General features: G+C 51.4%; 15 protein-coding genes. 11 read left to right on the top strand and 4 right to left on the bottom strand.

Translation table 11 applies throughout. The features are described 5' to 3' along the window. The first annotated feature begins 133 nt into the window (after positions 1-133). The 5 genes from NZ653_05700 to NZ653_05720 are packed head-to-tail and all read left to right on the top strand — an operon-like array spanning position 134 to position 3,372. Entirely contained in the window at positions 134-724 is a 591-nt protein-coding gene (locus NZ653_05700) for a response regulator (protein MCS7286608.1), read from the top strand. Between the two features lie 9 nt (positions 725-733). After that, entirely contained in the window at positions 734-1,459 is a 726-nt protein-coding gene (locus tag NZ653_05705; protein MCS7286609.1) for an NAD+ synthase, read from the top strand. A 13-nt stretch (positions 1,460-1,472) separates the two neighbouring features. Further along, the gene (locus NZ653_05710; GenBank protein ID MCS7286610.1) at positions 1,473-2,150 is read left to right on the top strand and encodes a histidinol phosphate phosphatase domain-containing protein; all 678 of its coding nucleotides are present in this window, start codon (positions 1,473-1,475) and stop codon (positions 2,148-2,150) included. Between the two features lie 58 nt (positions 2,151-2,208). Beyond that, positions 2,209-2,976 (top strand): sortase, encoded by a 768-nt coding sequence (locus tag NZ653_05715; protein ID MCS7286611.1) that lies wholly within the window; start codon positions 2,209-2,211, stop codon positions 2,974-2,976. Positions 2,977-2,988: 12 nt separating this feature from the next. Continuing rightward, positions 2,989-3,372 carry a response regulator gene (locus tag NZ653_05720; protein MCS7286612.1) on the top strand — a complete coding sequence of 128 codons (384 nt, stop codon included), beginning with the start codon at positions 2,989-2,991 and terminating at the stop codon, positions 3,370-3,372. Positions 3,373-3,375: 3 nt separating this feature from the next. Here the strand turns inward: NZ653_05720 and NZ653_05725 are convergent, their stop codons facing one another. From NZ653_05725 to NZ653_05735, 3 genes are read right to left on the bottom strand one after another with little or no spacing between them, the layout of a single operon-like run. After that, on the bottom strand, positions 3,376-3,546 hold the full coding sequence (locus NZ653_05725) for a hypothetical protein (GenBank protein MCS7286613.1): 171 nt from the start codon (positions 3,544-3,546) through the stop codon (positions 3,376-3,378). Next, complete coding sequence (locus NZ653_05730) at positions 3,519-4,502, bottom strand: flippase-like domain-containing protein (protein ID MCS7286614.1); 984 nt, start codon at positions 4,500-4,502, stop codon at positions 3,519-3,521. The genes NZ653_05725 and NZ653_05730 overlap by 28 nt, the downstream gene beginning before the upstream one ends. Next, complete coding sequence (locus NZ653_05735) at positions 4,499-5,500, bottom strand: glycosyltransferase (GenBank protein ID MCS7286615.1); 1,002 nt, start codon at positions 5,498-5,500, stop codon at positions 4,499-4,501. Before NZ653_05735 ends, NZ653_05730 begins: the two co-directional genes overlap by 4 nt. Positions 5,501-5,655: 155 nt before the next feature. Here NZ653_05735 and NZ653_05740 point away from each other — a divergent pair, with 155 nt between their 5' ends. Both NZ653_05740 and NZ653_05745 read left to right on the top strand, forming a co-directional pair. Further along, positions 5,656-7,866 (top strand): DUF2298 domain-containing protein, encoded by a 2,211-nt coding sequence (locus NZ653_05740; protein MCS7286616.1) that lies wholly within the window; start codon positions 5,656-5,658, stop codon positions 7,864-7,866. Positions 7,867-7,880: 14 nt separating this feature from the next. After that, positions 7,881-10,235, top strand: a complete 2,355-nt coding sequence (locus NZ653_05745; GenBank protein ID MCS7286617.1) for an endonuclease MutS2 — start codon at positions 7,881-7,883, stop codon at positions 10,233-10,235. On the opposite strand, the gene NZ653_05750 is transcribed toward NZ653_05745, so the two are convergent. Further along, positions 10,225-11,067: a tRNA (adenine-N1)-methyltransferase gene (locus NZ653_05750; GenBank protein MCS7286618.1), complete on the bottom strand. Its 843-nt coding sequence runs from the start codon at positions 11,065-11,067 to the stop codon at positions 10,225-10,227. The genes NZ653_05745 and NZ653_05750 overlap by 11 nt on opposite strands. Before the next feature lie 379 nt (positions 11,068-11,446). Between NZ653_05750 and NZ653_05755 the strand changes: the two genes are divergently transcribed. The 4 genes from NZ653_05755 to NZ653_05770 are packed head-to-tail and all read left to right on the top strand — an operon-like array spanning position 11,447 to position 15,529. Beyond that, positions 11,447-11,962 (top strand): TlpA family protein disulfide reductase, encoded by a 516-nt coding sequence (locus NZ653_05755; protein ID MCS7286619.1) that lies wholly within the window; start codon positions 11,447-11,449, stop codon positions 11,960-11,962. Further along, a complete protein-coding gene (gene folK, locus NZ653_05760; protein ID MCS7286620.1) occupies positions 11,953-12,456 on the top strand; it encodes a 2-amino-4-hydroxy-6-hydroxymethyldihydropteridine diphosphokinase in 504 nt (167 codons plus the stop codon). The genes NZ653_05755 and folK overlap by 10 nt, the downstream gene beginning before the upstream one ends. Further along, positions 12,423-13,319 carry a heme o synthase gene (locus NZ653_05765; GenBank protein MCS7286621.1) on the top strand — a complete coding sequence of 299 codons (897 nt, stop codon included), beginning with the start codon at positions 12,423-12,425 and terminating at the stop codon, positions 13,317-13,319. The genes folK and NZ653_05765 overlap by 34 nt, the downstream gene beginning before the upstream one ends. Next, positions 13,316-15,529 (top strand): tetratricopeptide repeat protein, encoded by a 2,214-nt coding sequence (locus NZ653_05770; protein ID MCS7286622.1) that lies wholly within the window; start codon positions 13,316-13,318, stop codon positions 15,527-15,529. The genes NZ653_05765 and NZ653_05770 overlap by 4 nt, the downstream gene beginning before the upstream one ends. The last annotated feature ends 2 nt before the right edge of the window (positions 15,530-15,531 follow it).

A 15,531-nucleotide genomic window follows, 5' to 3' on the forward strand; every position in this document is an offset into this window, starting at 1 on the left:
GCCCGTTGAGGATCTGAGAGGCTGCTCCGGGTAGCTATTAAGGCTTGAAGGGGGCCTTGATTCATGAAATTTGCATAACCTGACCTTTGGGATATAATTCAAAAGAAATCCCACGGAGCCAAGGAGGGTGACCGTGCGGAAAGTTAGAATTATAATAGCCGACGATGAACCCATAATTCGGATGGACCTTAAAGAGATGCTCACCAGCCTCGGCTACCTGGTAGTGGGGGAAGCGGGCGATGGAAGAAGTGTGGTTAACATGTCCAGGGAACTGCGCCCGGATCTTGTGATCATGGACATAAAGATGCCCGATATGGATGGAATTGAAGCCGCCCGGATCTTGACTCAGGAAGATATCGCCCCCGTTATTTTCCTCACTGCTTACAGTCAGAAAGAACTTGTGGATCAGGCGAAAGAAGCGGGAGTCGTGGCTTACCTTGTGAAACCCTTCCGGGAATCAGACCTGGCCCCGGCTATAGAGATTGCTTTAGCCCGCTTTGAACAATTTAGGGCTCTCAAAAAGGAAGTAGCTGATCTGAAAGAAGCGCTTGAAACGCGCAAACTTGTGGAAAGGGCAAAGGGGATATTAATGGATACCCAGGGCTTATCCGAAGCCGAGGCCTTCAGGCGCATTCAGAAATTGAGCATGGACACCCGTAAGCCCATGAAAGAAGTGGCCGAGGCTATAATCCTCGCATACGAAGCCACCAAGAAGCACGAATAGGAGGAGAGAGTGAACTGGGAAGAAGTGGAAAAGAAGATAGTCCACTGGCTGAGAAGTAAGGTGGAAGAGGCTGGGGCTAATGGTCTGGTCCAGGGAATAAGTGGGGGGCTTGATTCCTCCATAACCGCTGTTTTGGCCAAAAAGGCTGTAGGAAATAACCACTTAGGCCTGATTCTGCCCTGTCACAGTTCTCCCGAGGATATTGAGCACGCTAACCTCCTGGCTCAAACCTTCGCCCTGAGAACCGAGGTGGTGGATTTAACCCCTGTCTATGATCTTCTTCTCACTATTCTCCCTCCAGGTACCCCAATGGCCAGGGCTAACCTCAAGCCTCGCCTGAGGATGCTTACCCTTTACTATTACGCCAACACCTTCAATTACCTGGTAGTGGGGACTGGTAACAAGAGCGAGCTCCAGGTGGGCTACTTTACCAAATATGGCGATGGAGGGGTTGACCTTCTTCCTTTGGGAAGCCTGTATAAGACTCAGCTGCGGGATTTTGCTCGTTACCTTGGAATCCCCAGGGAGATAATTGAGAAACCCCCCAGCGCAGGCCTTTGGGAAGGTCAGACCGATGAAGGGGAAATGGGAATAACTTATTCTGAACTGGATTCAATTCTGGAGGCTCTGGAAAAGGGGGAATATGACGCTTCTTCTCCCCTGGTCCTCAAAGTGGAGAGGATGGTGAAAGCAACAGCCCACAAAAGGGCTCTGCCTCCAATATGCCCTCTTTGAACGGAGAAGAACAATGTTCAGACATTACGAATTGCACACCCATTCTTTCTTCAGCGATGGAGAACTTTTGCCCAGCGAGCTCATAAGGCGTGCTTATTCCAAAGGGTGCGCTGCTATAGCCATAACCGATCATGCTGATGTCTCAAACCTTGAAAGGCTGGTGAGGGAATTGGTCAGGTTAGCCAGGGAACAATCCGATAGCCTGCCAATACCCTTTATCCCTGGGATTGAGATAACCCATGTGCCTCCTTCGGCAATCCCTCACCTGGCCCTGAAGGCCAAAGAGCTGGGAGCTGGGATCGTCGTGGTGCACGGGGAAACGATAATGGAACCTGTTTACCCTGGCACTAACAGGGCAGCGGTGGAATGCCCCTATGTGGACATTTTGGCTCATCCTGGCTTCATTACCGTGGAGGAAGCGGCTGCAGCGGCCGAGAATGGGGTTTACCTTGAGATAAGTGCCCGGAAATGGCATTGCCTCACCAACGGCCACGTAGTCAAAGTAGCAAGGCTTACCGGAGCAAAACTTCTGGTGAACTCCGACGCTCACTCTTCCAATGATCTAATGGATCCCGAACTGGCCAGGAAAGTAGCTATGGGGGCAGGTCTGGAAGGGGAAGAGCTCGAGCTCGTCCTGGTCCATAACCCGGTAAGCCTGATAGAAAAAGCTCTGCAGGCTTTAAAACTTTAAACTGGCCCTTTTGCGTCACTTTACAGGTTAAATTATAATTTCTTTGGCAGGCGAAGCCATGGTTAGGCTTTGGCTTTGGTTTTTGATTTTGATGGGAGGCATTTCCATAATAGCAGGCATATTTTATTTGAGCCAGGAAGAAGAACCCCTGGAGGTCCAGAATCTGACCCTTGTTGTTCCAGCGGTCACCGCTGAAACTTCTCCAACTCCTGAGCTTAAGCCGTCGGTTTTCGTTTCACCGCAGCTTTCCCTAGGGCCTTCTCCAACTCCTGAGCTTAAGCCGTCGGTTTTCGTTTCACCACAACTTTCCCTGGAGCTTTCTCTAACTCCCTCTCCAACGCCCGCTCCCAGGCCGGTTAGAATCATTATCCCTGCTATAAAAGTTGATGCTCCGGTTGTGGAAGTGGGGATAAAAATAGTGCACACTAAAAAGGGCCTTCAGGCACAGTGGGAAGTAGCCGAATATGCCGCAGGGCATCACTCCACCAGTGCCAGCCCCGGCGAAGGGGGAAACATCGTAATTTCGGGTCATCACAACGTAAAAGGCAAGGTTTTCCAGAGGCTGTGGGAGTTAAAGCCTGGGGACAGAGTGCTCCTCTACAACGCTGAAGGCAAAGTGTTCATATACGAGGTCAAAGAGGTTCTTTTGCTCAGGGAAAAGGGGGTGAGCGAGGAACAGCGGAGGGCTAATGCCAGGTATATGGACCCCACTCCGGATGAAACCCTTACTTTAATAACCTGCTGGCCTCCCCGTGGAAATTCCCATAGGGTAATAGTAATTGCCAAACCGTTTGAGCCTGGCCAGTTGAAGGCAAATATGGATTAGAAGGAGAAAGGGATGGGGGAGAGGAAGCGCATCCTCTGCATAGAAGACGAACCCGAAATGATAGAATTGATCCGCATTATTCTGGAGAAAAAGGGTTTTGAGGTCAAAGGAGCTGTAGGAGGGAAAGAAGGCTTGGAAAAAGCCCGGTCCGAAAAACCAGACCTGATCCTTCTGGACCTTATGATGCCTGAGATGGACGGGTGGGAAGTTTACCGTCAGCTCAAAAGCGATGAAGAGCTCAAGGATATTCCAGTAATCATCGTTACTGCCAGGTCCCAGAATATAGATAAAATCCTGGGGCTTCACATAGCGAAGGTTGATGATTACATAACCAAGCCCTTCGGCCCCAGCGATCTGGTAGAGAGTATAAAAAGGGTCTTAGGCCTTCAGGGCTGAAGATTACTTGGGCGGCAATTCAATTGGAGCCCATGGGCTTATCTTGCGGATTTTCTGGATGATGCGTTCCCTTTCTGCAGGGTCTGTTGTGGCAGCAAGCCTGGCTCTTAGCTTGCGCAGTTTTTGTTTGCGTACTCTCCTTCTCCTCAGTTCCTGCTCTCTTTCCCTGACCATACTTTCCCTCCCCTGAAGTTATTGGTCTTTCTGCTTTTCCACCAAAGGAAAGCCCCTGGCAGGCTTGTAAAATAAATTATAGCCTGCATCAACAGGGAAAGGGAAAAAGCGCCCGCCGGAGAGGTTACTCCAGCCAGGCTGCTGTAGAGGAAAACGAAGGTGCCCTGGTTAACTCCAAGCCCTCCCACCGAAGGAATGAGAATGGGAGCAAAAGGGGTTAAGGGGTTCAGGATGAAGATGTAAATGGGGGGTATGCCGGCGTGAACAGCTTCCGAAGCACACCAGTTCACCAGGCTGGTGAGGGTAAGGCCGCAAAGGGCTACCAGAAAAGCTTTCCCTAAGACTGTGGGCTTGGCTCTGTAGGCATCCACAGCCCTGGAAAGGCGCAGGAGAAAGGGGTTGATGGTGGTCACTTTGCCCAGAAGTCGCCTGAGCCGGCGGCTCATGAGGGAAGCAAAACCCAGGATAAAAAATATATTCACACCCACTACAACCACTACAAGACCGTAAAGGTCAACCCTTTTCATCCCCCAGAGGGCGAAAGTTACTCCCACCAGACCTCCGAAGAGGAAAGAAGCCAGCCCCACTAACCTGTCCACCAGCACGGATATAGCTGCCTCTGTCGCCTGTTCCGAATCTACTGCCAGACCATAGCCCCGCATTACGTCTATCGCCACCATGGGTAGCAGGAAATTCCCAAAGAACAGACCTGTGAAAAAATAAGAAGTCAGGCTACTGAAAGGCACTTCCATCCCCGCTGCTCTCAAAAGCAAATGCCACTTATAAATGTTGACGAATATAGCCAGAATGTAAAGGGCAAAAGCTAAAAGGACCAGCTCAAGCTTAGCCCTTGAAAGCAGCTCCCATGACTGATGTATTTCAGGTTTGGTGAGGAGAAAAACCAGTAAACCGATGCTTATGGCTACCTTAAGGGCGGAGGTGAGAGCTTTTTTCATTCTTCTTTGTACTCCGGATCAATGATGGGGGCAAAGGGGTCAAGGGTTAACTTCGTAACTACCGAGGGAGGAGCCTTTTCAAGCTTGGAAGGGGGTTCCACTTTTTTGGTAGTCCAGGCCATATCCCAGATCACATGCTTACGGCCTCGGACATAATAATCATAAGCACCCAGAAGTCGAGCGAAGGCTTCTACTGCCGCCAGAGCTATAAGAACGTAAATGAGCCTTATAGCTCCCCACAGCTCCGCAAGCCAGAGACGCACGATTCGCCAGGTGTCAAGGCTTGCCACCTTATAGCCATATTTGTGCATAAGGTGAAGGTGGCCAGCATAGTTGCGCCGGCGCTGTCGGATAAAATCTCCCAGAGTCGTTGGGCCCATGTTGAAAACCACTGCGTCAGGAGCATAACGCACTTCAAGGCCCCGTTTTATAACCAGAGCTTCCACAAAAGCTTCATCCATAGCCACATCAGGCGGGATCTGATCGAAGACTTTGCGGAAGGCTATGAGCTCCCCAAGGCGGGGGATTTCCATACAGAGTTCGTGCTCCAGCTTCAACCTCAAATGGGATAGAGCGGCGATGATGTGGTCAGGGGTATTAACGGCCACCTTTTGGGCTCCCGTCATCCCAACCCTGGGATCCTTGAACATCCTGACCAGGTTTTCAATGGCATCGTAGCGGGGAAGCGTATCGCCGCTTTCCAGGACGCAGATTTCTTCTCTGGCGTGCCTTAAGAACAGGTTTACAGCGGAGGTTTTCCCTTCTCTCCGCTCTTGAACCAGTAGCTTTATCCTGGGGTCCTTCTGCTGGTATTCCTGAACTATCTCCACAGTGCGATCAGTGCAACCCGAGGCCACAACGATTATTTCGGTAATTTCTACTTCATGGAGCTTCTGGTTGAGGAGAGCATCCAGAAGCTTGCCTATGTTGGCCTCCTCATTGTAGGCGGTAATGCCTACACTGCAGCGGATTTTCCCCTCTCCCACTTTATTACCCACGGTTAAAATTTTACAGGAGGGATTATAGCATAAAGACCTCTTTTCGCCAAAAGGTCAAAGACAGCCCTTATCGCTCCCGGTTTTAACGTAAGTTGAGGATAAGGCCTGATTCTGGTAAAATCAAAGGGCAAAGTCAGGCTGAAAGGGGGTAAAAGGTGCTTTTCGCTTTTAAATGGTGGCTCGCTTTAAGCCTTCTGAACCTGCTGGCTCTGCCTTTAACGCGCCGCCTTTTTCCCTTTATCCCGGGAAATGGTTACCCATTCTCCAGACCTCTGGGCCTCCTCCTGACCTGCTGGATTTTCTGGCTCGGGTGTTCTTTCGGTTTCATTCAGAATAGTCCTGGTGGTGTTATCGCCGCCCTGGCACTGGCTTCGCTCATTTCCTGGAAGCTGGGCCGAAAGGATTTAAGGGATTTCTGGAGCCAGGAGCGCCCCTTGATCTTAGCCACTGAACTGATCCACGCGTTAGCCTTTGCTTCCTTCGCCCTCTTCAAGGCCTTTCGCCCTGAAATTTCCGGTACCGAGAAACCCATGGAACTGGCCTTTCTCAACGCTATCCTTAGGAGCCCGAATTTTCCACCTCACGACCCCTGGCTCTCGGGTTTTGCCATAAGTTACTATTATTTTGGCTACGTGATGGTGGCTTTTCTGGCCAAATTGACCGCCACCCCTTCAAGTGTGGCCTTTAACCTCGCGATAGCTTCTCTCTTCGCCCTCACCGTTACAAGCCTTTTTGGAGTGGTCTACGGGCTAATAAAAGTGGAAGAGGGTTCGCCCTGGCGAGCAATCCGGTGGGCTTTTATGGGAGCAATGCTGGTAGCTGTGATGGGCAATCAGGAAGGATTCCTGGAGCTTCTCCACTGCAAGGGCATAGGCTCGCCAGCTTTCTGGGAGTGGATTGATATAAAGGGTTTAGCTCAGGCTCCACCATGCCCTGGCTCCCTCCACCCCGTGGATTTCTGGTGGTGGTGGAGGGCTTCCAGAGTAATCCATGACCGCAATCTCCTGGGACAGGACCAAGAGGTAATTGACGAGTTCCCCTTCTTCAGTTTCCTTTTGGGAGATTTGCACCCTCACGTCCTGGCTCTGCCTTTTGCTATTATGGCTACAGGCCTGGCTTTGAACATTTTTTATTCCTACCCCGTTTCTTTCGCCTGGTCAAACTTGTTCTTTTACAGCCTTATCCTGGGAGGACTAGGCTTTTTGAACACGTGGGATTTCCCCATTTACCTGGCTTTCGTGGGAGCAACAGTCGCTCTTGCCCACCACCGGGAGGGAGAAAGAGCTCCCGTGAAGAAGGCTTTAAGGCTTGTCTTTGTTCTGGGTGCGCTTGGAGTAGCTCTGTACATCCCTTTCTACGTCAGTTTTCGTTCTCAAGCCGGGGGGATTTTGCCTGTAATCTTCAACGCTACGAAGGTTCACCAGTACTTTATCATGTTCGCCCCCTTTATCCTCGCAGGGCCGGCCCTTTTCTCTCCGCTTCGCACTCTGAGGGCAACAGGGCTTGCTAAAACCCTGTCAATTACAGCTGTCTTCCTGGCCCTTTTGTGCTACCTTTTCCGGAAACCCCTTCCCGCTCTTCTTATTCCTCTAAGCCTCATAGCTTTCCTTTCAATTCTGAATAACAAAGAAAAGCCTTCTGCCTTTGCCCTGCTTCTCTGGCTTTCAGGCCTCCTTCTTACTCTGACGGTGGAGTTCGTTTATGTCAGGGACCTTTTTGGGACAAGGATGAACACTGTTTTCAAACTTTACTACCAGGCCTGGGTTCTGATGGGGCTGGCCTGTGCTTTTGCCCTCTATAGACTTTCCACCAGAGTTTCCTTCACCAGAACCTTGTGGAGGAATTTCATCCTCCTCTTCGTGGGCTTCGGCTTTTTTTATCCTCTGGCCGCTTCGGCAACCAGGGCCTTCGCTGAAGGGAGGGGGCCATTGACCCTGGACGGAACTGTCTATTTAAAAGAGGTTAATCCGGCTGATTACGAAGCCATCCTCTGGCTCAATCAAAATGTTAAAGGGGTTCCCGTTATTCTGGAAGCCACCGGTGGCTCTTACACCTATTACGGCCGGGTCTCTACCCATACAGGACTTCCGACAATTCTGGGCTGGGATTTCCATGAATTTCAGTGGCGCGGTTCCTATGAAGAGCCCTCTCGGCGCAAGCCTGACATCTCCCGAATCTACACTACTCCGGATCCTGAAGAAGCAAAGGAGCTTGTCCAGAAATACAATGTGCGTTACATTTACATTGGGCCTCTTGAGCGCGAAACTTACCGGCTCACCGGCCTGGCGGAGGAGAAATTTTCCCGTTTTGCGACCCTGGTGTATGATAAAAATGGGGTGAAAATTTTCGTTTGTCCTTTCCCTTGAAAGGGGCAGGAGCCTTGCAGGAAAGGGACCTTCAGACTCTGGAGTTCTTCAAAATTCTGGAAAAGCTGGCTTCTTACACCTCCTTTGAGGGGAGCCGGGAGTTGGCCTTTTCCCTGCGCCCTTCTTCCGATGAGAAAGAAGTGGAGTTAAAGCTCCGGGAAACAGCAGAGGCCATTTCTCTCCTTCGGGAAAAAGCCAACCTCTCCCTGGCGGGGGCGGTGGAAATTCGTCCTTTCCTGGATAGAGCGGCAAAATTTCAAATCCTTCTGCCCCAAGAACTTATCGCCATAAAGAACACGATTTTAGCCGCTGCCAGGCTTCGGCGGGCTATAGTCCGTTACTCCGATATAGCTCCCCTGCTTTCGGCAAAGGCCAGGGGGATGGAGGATTACACCTGGGTGGCCCGCGAAATCGGGCAGGCTATAAGCGAGCAGGGCGACGTTCTGGATGAAGCCTCTCCTGAGCTTAAGCGCATCCGTCGGGAGCTGAGGGAGACTCGTGAGCTCCTCTTCCATCGCCTTCACGAAATCATAACTTCACCGGCCGTAGCTCAGTTCATCCAGGAACCCATAATAACTGAGCGCCACGGCCGCTTCGTAATCCCCGTCAAAGCCCAGTTTAAAAGCCGCATACCTGGCCTCGTCCACGATATATCCGCCAGTGGGGTTACAGTTTTCCTGGAGCCTCTGGAAGTGGTGGAGCTGGGGAACCAGTTTCGAGAGCTTCAGCTTATGGAAGAAGAGGAAATCCGCCGAGTTCTGGCCCGCTTCACTCGCCTCATAGCTGAAGAGGAACCTTACCTCCGCCGCACTGTGGAAATTATGGCGGAAATTGACCTGGCTTTCGCCAAAGCTCAATATGCCTTAGCTACCGATTCCGTTATACCGAAACTTGTCCCTTGGAAGGGTCCCGTCCTCAAGGACTCTTTCGTCCACCCAGGGGTAACCCTCTCCTTCAAGAAAGCTCGCCACCCTCTTCTGGACCCCCGCAAAGTGGTCCCCGTGGACATATACTTAACCGATGACTATTTCATTCTGGTGATAACGGGGCCCAACACTGGAGGCAAAACCGTAACGTTGAAAACGGCTGGGCTTCTGGCTCTGATGGCTCAGGCGGGTCTTGCCATCCCCGCTCAGGAAGGTTCTTCCCTTTCGGTTTTCCGGGGAATATATGCCGATATTGGCGATGAGCAATCTATAGAGCAAAGTCTTTCCACTTTTTCCTCTCATATGAGCAACATAATCCGGATTCTGAACATGGCCGACTCCCGTTCCTTGGTGATTCTGGATGAGCTGGGAGCAGGGACGGACCCGGTGGAAGGAGCAGCTTTGGCAAGGGCTCTCCTGGCCCACCTCAGAAACAGGAGCATTACCACGCTGGTGGCCACCCACATTTCGGAGCTTAAAGCTTACGCCTATGCCACCCCCGGTGTGGAAAACGCTTCTATGGAATTTGATCCTGAGACCCTGGCGCCAACATACAGTCTCAAGATAGGATTTCCGGGGCAATCCAACGCTTTGATAATAGCTTCAAGGCTTGGCCTCGATCCTGAGATAATACGTCAGGCCAGGGATTTCCTTCCTCCTCAGAGGCTTGAGACAGAAGCTCTCCTGGCTCAGATTCAGGAAACCTACAGGCGGGCCAGAGAACTGGAGGAAGAAGCCAGCAGAGCCCTGGAAAGAGCCAGGCAATGGGAGGAAGAAGCCCGCAAGAAATTGGAAGAGCTTGAAAAAGAGCGACACCGCATCTTGGAGGAAACCCGTCGGGAAGCACAGGAGGAAATTGATAGGATTCGGGCAGAACTGGCCAGACTGAAAGCAACGGCGGAAATCCACCGTTCTCCCGAGACTATAAGGGAAATATTGCAGGAAATCGAAAAGCTGGAGGAAAGCGTCCCCCCACCGCCGCCTCCTGTTCTCCCAGGCCCTATTTCGGTAGGAGATTGGGTTTGGGTCCATGGCCTTAATTCCTCCGGAGAAGTGATAGCCCTTATGGAAGAGGAAGCGGTGGTGCTGGTGGACAACTGGAGAGTCAGGGTGCCTCTGGATAGACTTGAGAAACGGCAATCGCCATCCTTTAGCATTCCCAGAGCTGAGAGCGTTGTTTTCCCGCGGCCCTCAAAGGTTCCGGGCGAGCTTAACTTACGGGGGATGAAGGTTGAGGAGGCTCTCATACTCCTGGATAATTATTTAGATCAGGCTTTTCTGGCGGGGCTTGAAAAAGTAAGGTTAGTCCACGGTAAGGGAACGGGAGCTCTCCGTCAGGCTTTGTGGGCGTATCTGGCAGAACATCCTCTCGTAGCCTCTTTTTACCACGCTCCTCCTGGTGAAGGTGGAGATGGGGTAACAATCGTCAGGTTCAATCGTTAAAACTTTCCTCTTTGTGGAAGCGCCACGCTCGGCCGCGTCGGAAAGAAAACCACTCCTTTCCAGCCGCTTCGGCTTTCCGGGCAAAAATAAGATAACCGGTGTGGGCTACCATCCGGTCATCGGGGCGAAGCCTTTCGTGGACGGCTTTGTATGGTCTGAGGAACAGCTCTTCAACTTCAACGTCTACAAACCCATGGTTCTCCAAGCCTTCCAGAAGCTTTATCACCTGATTGGCTGTTGGAACCAGCGCTCCGAAAAAACCGCCCGGCTTAAGGGTTTCCTCAGCCTGGGCCAGGTATTCCCACGGAGTGCGGAGGTCCAAAAATAGAGCATCCACTTCTTTTTCGTCAAAGCCTTGAGCAATGTCCCTTTCTTTAAGCTCCACGTAATCCAGAACTCCAGCCATCTCCAGAGTGCGGTGGGCAAACTTAAGCATTTCAGGCCTCACCTCATAAGAGTAAACCCGTCCCGAAGGCATCACTGCCCTGGCCAGCACCAGGGTAAGGGCTCCACTTCCGGTTCCAGCTTCCACCACCCTCTTCCCGGGCATCAAATTTAGTCTGAGGATTATGTAGCCAGCGTCTTTTGGATAGATTATCTGGGTTATGCGTGGGATAGATTGGATGAGGTCGAAGGTGGAGGGCTCCAGCAGGAGGAACTTATGCCCCAGGTGAGATTGGACAGAGGAACCAAAGGGTTTTCCTATCAGGTCTTCGTGCTTTATATAGCCGAACTGGGTTTCAAAGCGCTTGCCCGGGGAAAGCTTCAAGATGAAGCGCTTACCTTTTTGGCTAATCAGGAGCACCAGGGACCCTTCTCTGGCGACTTCCACCGAACACCTCTCAATAAAAATTCCCCGCTGTGCCGTGTGCGAACTGGTTCGACCCTTTAAACTTACCTTGGAAGCTCCCCGTCGGTTACTGCCTCGCCTCCAGGGCTATCGCATCCCCTTCTGCGGAAGCTTCCCTGGGTCAAGTGTTGGCTCGAACCCCCTTTTTCGCATCACGCACACAGCAGGGCTAAACCAATTTTAGCACAGGTTAGAAATAAAGTCAAACCAATGCCCTCAGGCTCGAAAGGGACAGGCCAAATGATCGCTCAGGGCTTGCTGGCCGTTTGCGGAAGGTCGCCCAGAATTGTGGCTTTTTGACTTTTTAGCCTTCAGGATTAAAATTTAACCCAATAGCTCAAGAGGGTTAAAGTTAGAGGCCATGAGCTGGTTGAAAATCCTAAGCTTTATCGTGGGATCAGTTTTTCTTTTAGCGGGCTGCGTTTCCAGAACGGTTTCTAAAGAGGGATTGGGTCCAGCTCCTTCCTTTACTCTCCCTTCCCTGGATGGCCAGGAAAAAAGTCTGGAAGACTTCAAAGGCAGGCCTATTTTACTCCATTTCTGGGCTACATGGTGCCCCCCATGCCGGGAGGAAATGCCTGTTTTCCAGAAATTCTACAATGAGCTCGGCCCTTCAGGCCTTGTCATCCTGGGAATAAACGTGGGTGAATCGCCTGAAGTGGTCAGAAATTTTGTGGAGGAATTAAATGTCACTTTCCCCATCCTCCTGGACGAGAAGGGAAAAATCGCCAACAAATACGGCGTTAGGGGCCTGCCCACTACTTTTTGGATTGACCCTTCAGGGGAAATTGTGAATGTCACCCTCGGAGGGCCTTTGCCTGAAGAGTTCATCGTGGAAAATTTACATAAAATAGGAGCAGGAAAACGGTGGCATTAGTTTACCTGGGACTTGGTTCTAACCTTGGGGACCGGGAAAGGAATATCTCCATAGCCCTTGAAAGAATTGAGGAGGAAATCAGCATTCTGCAGCTTTCTTCCCTGTACGAAACAGAACCCGTTGGATACTTGGCACAGCCCTGGTTCCTGAATGCGGTCTGTGCTGGGGAGACGAAGCTTGCTCCTTATCCACTTCTTGATTTCCTCAAAGCTGTGGAGAGGGAGTTGGGGCGCACTGAGGGGGTACGCTGGGGGCCAAGAATCATTGACATTGACATTCTTTTTTATGATACCCTGGTCTTTTCCGATGAAAAGCTCACAATCCCTCACCCTCGCCTCCACGAGCGCCGCTTTGTCCTGGTTCCCCTGGCCGAAATTGCCCCTGATTTTGTCCACCCCTACTTTGGGCTGACGGTTTCTGAACTCCTGGCTGGAGTGAAGGATCCCTCGGAGGTAAGATTATGGAAGGAAAATTGGTTAAAACCCAAAAATTGAGTTTGGCTTCAAAGGCGAAAGGCTATCTCCTGGTAACCAAACCTCCAAGCGTGTTGCTTCTTGTTTTTACAGCTGTCGGTGGTATGATAGCTGCTGTCGGGCCAGCCATCCCCTGGGGTAAATTTCTCATAGCTTTTGTAGCTATAACTGCCGGGTGTGCGGGGGCTAACACCATTACCTCTTACATAGACAGGGATATAGACGCAGTGATGGAACGAACTCGTCGCCGTCCATTGCCCCAGGGTATTATTTCACCTGAGGAAGCCCTAATGTGGGGAATTATCCTGAGCACTGGGGCCATATTGCTCTCAGCTCTCCTCAATTGGTGGGCTTTGTTCTGGATGTTATTCGGGCTCTTTGATAACATTGTTGTCTACAGCCTTTTGTCCAAACGTCGCACTCCATGGAACATAATTTTAGGCTCCTTTAGCGGAGGGGCTCCGACGGTTTTCGGATGGGCAGCTATGCGGGGGGATATCGCCCTGTTGCCTGTGCTCATGGCAGCTCTGGTAGTCCTCTGGACTCCGGCGCATATTTGGAGCCTGGCCCTTCGCTATCGGGATGATTACGCTCGTGCCGGGGTTCCCATGCTTCCGGTGGTTACCAGTGAGAAGAAAGTTCTAAGGTGTGTGGTCTCTACGGCTCTGCTTATGTTCATCGTTTCGGTGCTGATCCAAGCCGTTGGGGGTTTCGGGCCCATTTACTCTTTCCTGGCCTACATCCCGGGAGTTGCTCTGCTGATGGTTAATTTTTACCTCTGGTTTAAGCCCACAGCCCGCAATGCCTGGATCGCCTTTAAAATCACAAGCCCTTACCTTGCAGCTCTTTTCACCGGCGTTATTCTTGAGAGTATTCTGGGATGAGATGGCTTCCTCTAATTTTGGCGCTACTCCTTCTGGCTTCTGAAACCGCAGCTCAAGGGCCTCCGACGATGGAGGAAGCTCTCTCTTTGAAAGAAGAGGGGAAGTGTTCTGAAGCCATCAGGCTCTTTGAAGCCCTGCTTCCTGCCCCCGAAGCTTTTATTTCCCTCGGAGAATGTCTTGAGGAGGAAGCCGATTACCAGGGAGCGCTAAAAGTATGGCAAAACTTTCTCTCCCTTTACCCTCAGGATTTCAGAGCTCCTCTGATACCCCTGCGTATCGGTCGCCTTTACAAAAAAGTTAATAATCCCCAGGCAGCTATCCAAGCTTATTTGCTCCACGCTCAAAGCGGCGGCTTGCTCTCCGAAGTTGCCTGGGAAGAGGTCGGAGACCTCTACAGAGGGATGGGCTACTATCGGGAGGCAGTGAAAGCCTATCGGGAGGCCTTTAAGATCAGTAACTCCTTCCATCTGCGGGAAAAGATTTTAGAAACCCTGGCCGAAGCCAAAGATCACAAAGGGGCCATGGTTGAATGCACTAACCTGGAAAGTTTGCCCCTCAGCGCCCCAGTTAGGGTTCGCATAAATTATTTGTGCGGCCGAATTTACAGGGAAGCAGGAGCTTTATGGAAAGCTTTCAGCCTCTTCCGGCGTGCTGTAGAGCTTTTCCCCGAGTCTCCCTACGCGTATTTTTCTCTCATAGAGCTGGTGGAAGCCGGGAAGCCAGTGGATGATTACCTGAGAGGTCTGGTGGACTACCACGCTTGTTTCTCTTATCCGCAGGCTTGCGGTGCTGCCCTGTTGGCTTTTGGGCGATACATAGCTGCCAATCCGGTGCACCATAAACCTGAAGCTCACTATTACGCTGCCATAATCTACCGAAGGCTCGGAGATTACCAGGCTTCCCTGAGGGAGTGGGATTGGCTCATTCAAACCCATCCCGATAGCCCTCTTGTGCCCGAGGGGTGGTGGGAAAAGGGCAGGACCCTTGAGCAAGCAGGCAGAATTACCGAGGCTCTGGCTATCTATCAAAAGTTAGCTGACTTTTACCCCGATAGTCCCTTCGCTCTCAAAGCCCTGAAGGAAGCAGCACGCCTTATGGAGGAGAAGGGCGATTTTGCCTCAGCTTCCAGCCTTTACCTTAAAGCGAGCAGGATAGCTGCCTCTTCGGAGGAGCAAAAGGAAGCGTTATTTAAAGCAGGCCTTGTTCTTTATAGAGCGGGGAATCTGGACGCTGCTGTTGAGCTCTGGAGGGGGTTAGATAATTCCAGAGCCCTCTTCTGGATCGGCAAAGCTTTAATGAAACAAGGTAGATGGGCAGAAGCCCGAAGCTATTGGGAGAGAGCTCACAACCTTGCTCCCGAAAGCTATTACGGTCTGCGGGCTTTGGCCAGCCTTCGCCGATTTGATTTCGCTTCTGGTCACGGTTACACGAAACCCGGGCAAGAGCTTTCTCCCGAAACCCTAAAGGATTGGCTCAGCACTTGGAGTTCTTTGTCTCCATCAGGGGTTGAAAGTGATCCTCGTTGGGCAAAGGCCAGAGCCTTCATGATGGCTGGTTACAGGGATAAAGCCCTGGTGCTTTACAGAAACCTTTACAGGGAATATTCCCAGGACCCGAAGGCTCTTGCCTTTTTAACTTTCTACTTCCGTCGGGAAAAACTCTATTCCCTCTCCATTCGTTCGGCCATGAGCCTTGTCTGGCTTGCTCAGAGAGCGGGGGTATCGCTTCCCCCTGAACTGTGGGAACTTTCATATCCCTTTTTCTTCACCAGGCTTATAGAGCAAGAGGCTTCTTTCTGGAAAATAGATCCTCTGCTTTTAGCGGCCGTGATACGTCAGGAAAGCCTTTTTGACCCCTGGGTAAGCTCACCGGCGGGGGCAATCGGCCTTATGCAGATCATCCCCCCTACAGGGAAGTCCATAGCCTCGGCTCTGGGATGGCCCAACTTTTCGGAAAAACTTCTAGAAAGACCCTGGGTTAGCCTCAAGTTCGGGACCTGGTATCTTGTTCGGCAAAAAGAGAGGTTTGGTCATTGGTTTGTGGCACTGGCTGCTTACAATGCTGGCCCTCTGCGAGCGGCAAAGTGGTGGGAACAGGCTGGCTATGACCCTGACCTCTTTGTGGAGATTATCCCGATAGAGGAGACGAGCCGATATGTGAGGGCCATCTATGAACAGTACGCCATTTACCAGAAAATTTATCGGGAATGAGG

The organism is Anaerolineae bacterium, assembly GCA_025062375.1.
In the GTDB taxonomy this organism is placed as follows: Bacteria; Chloroflexota; Anaerolineae; order SpSt-600; family SpSt-600; genus SpSt-600.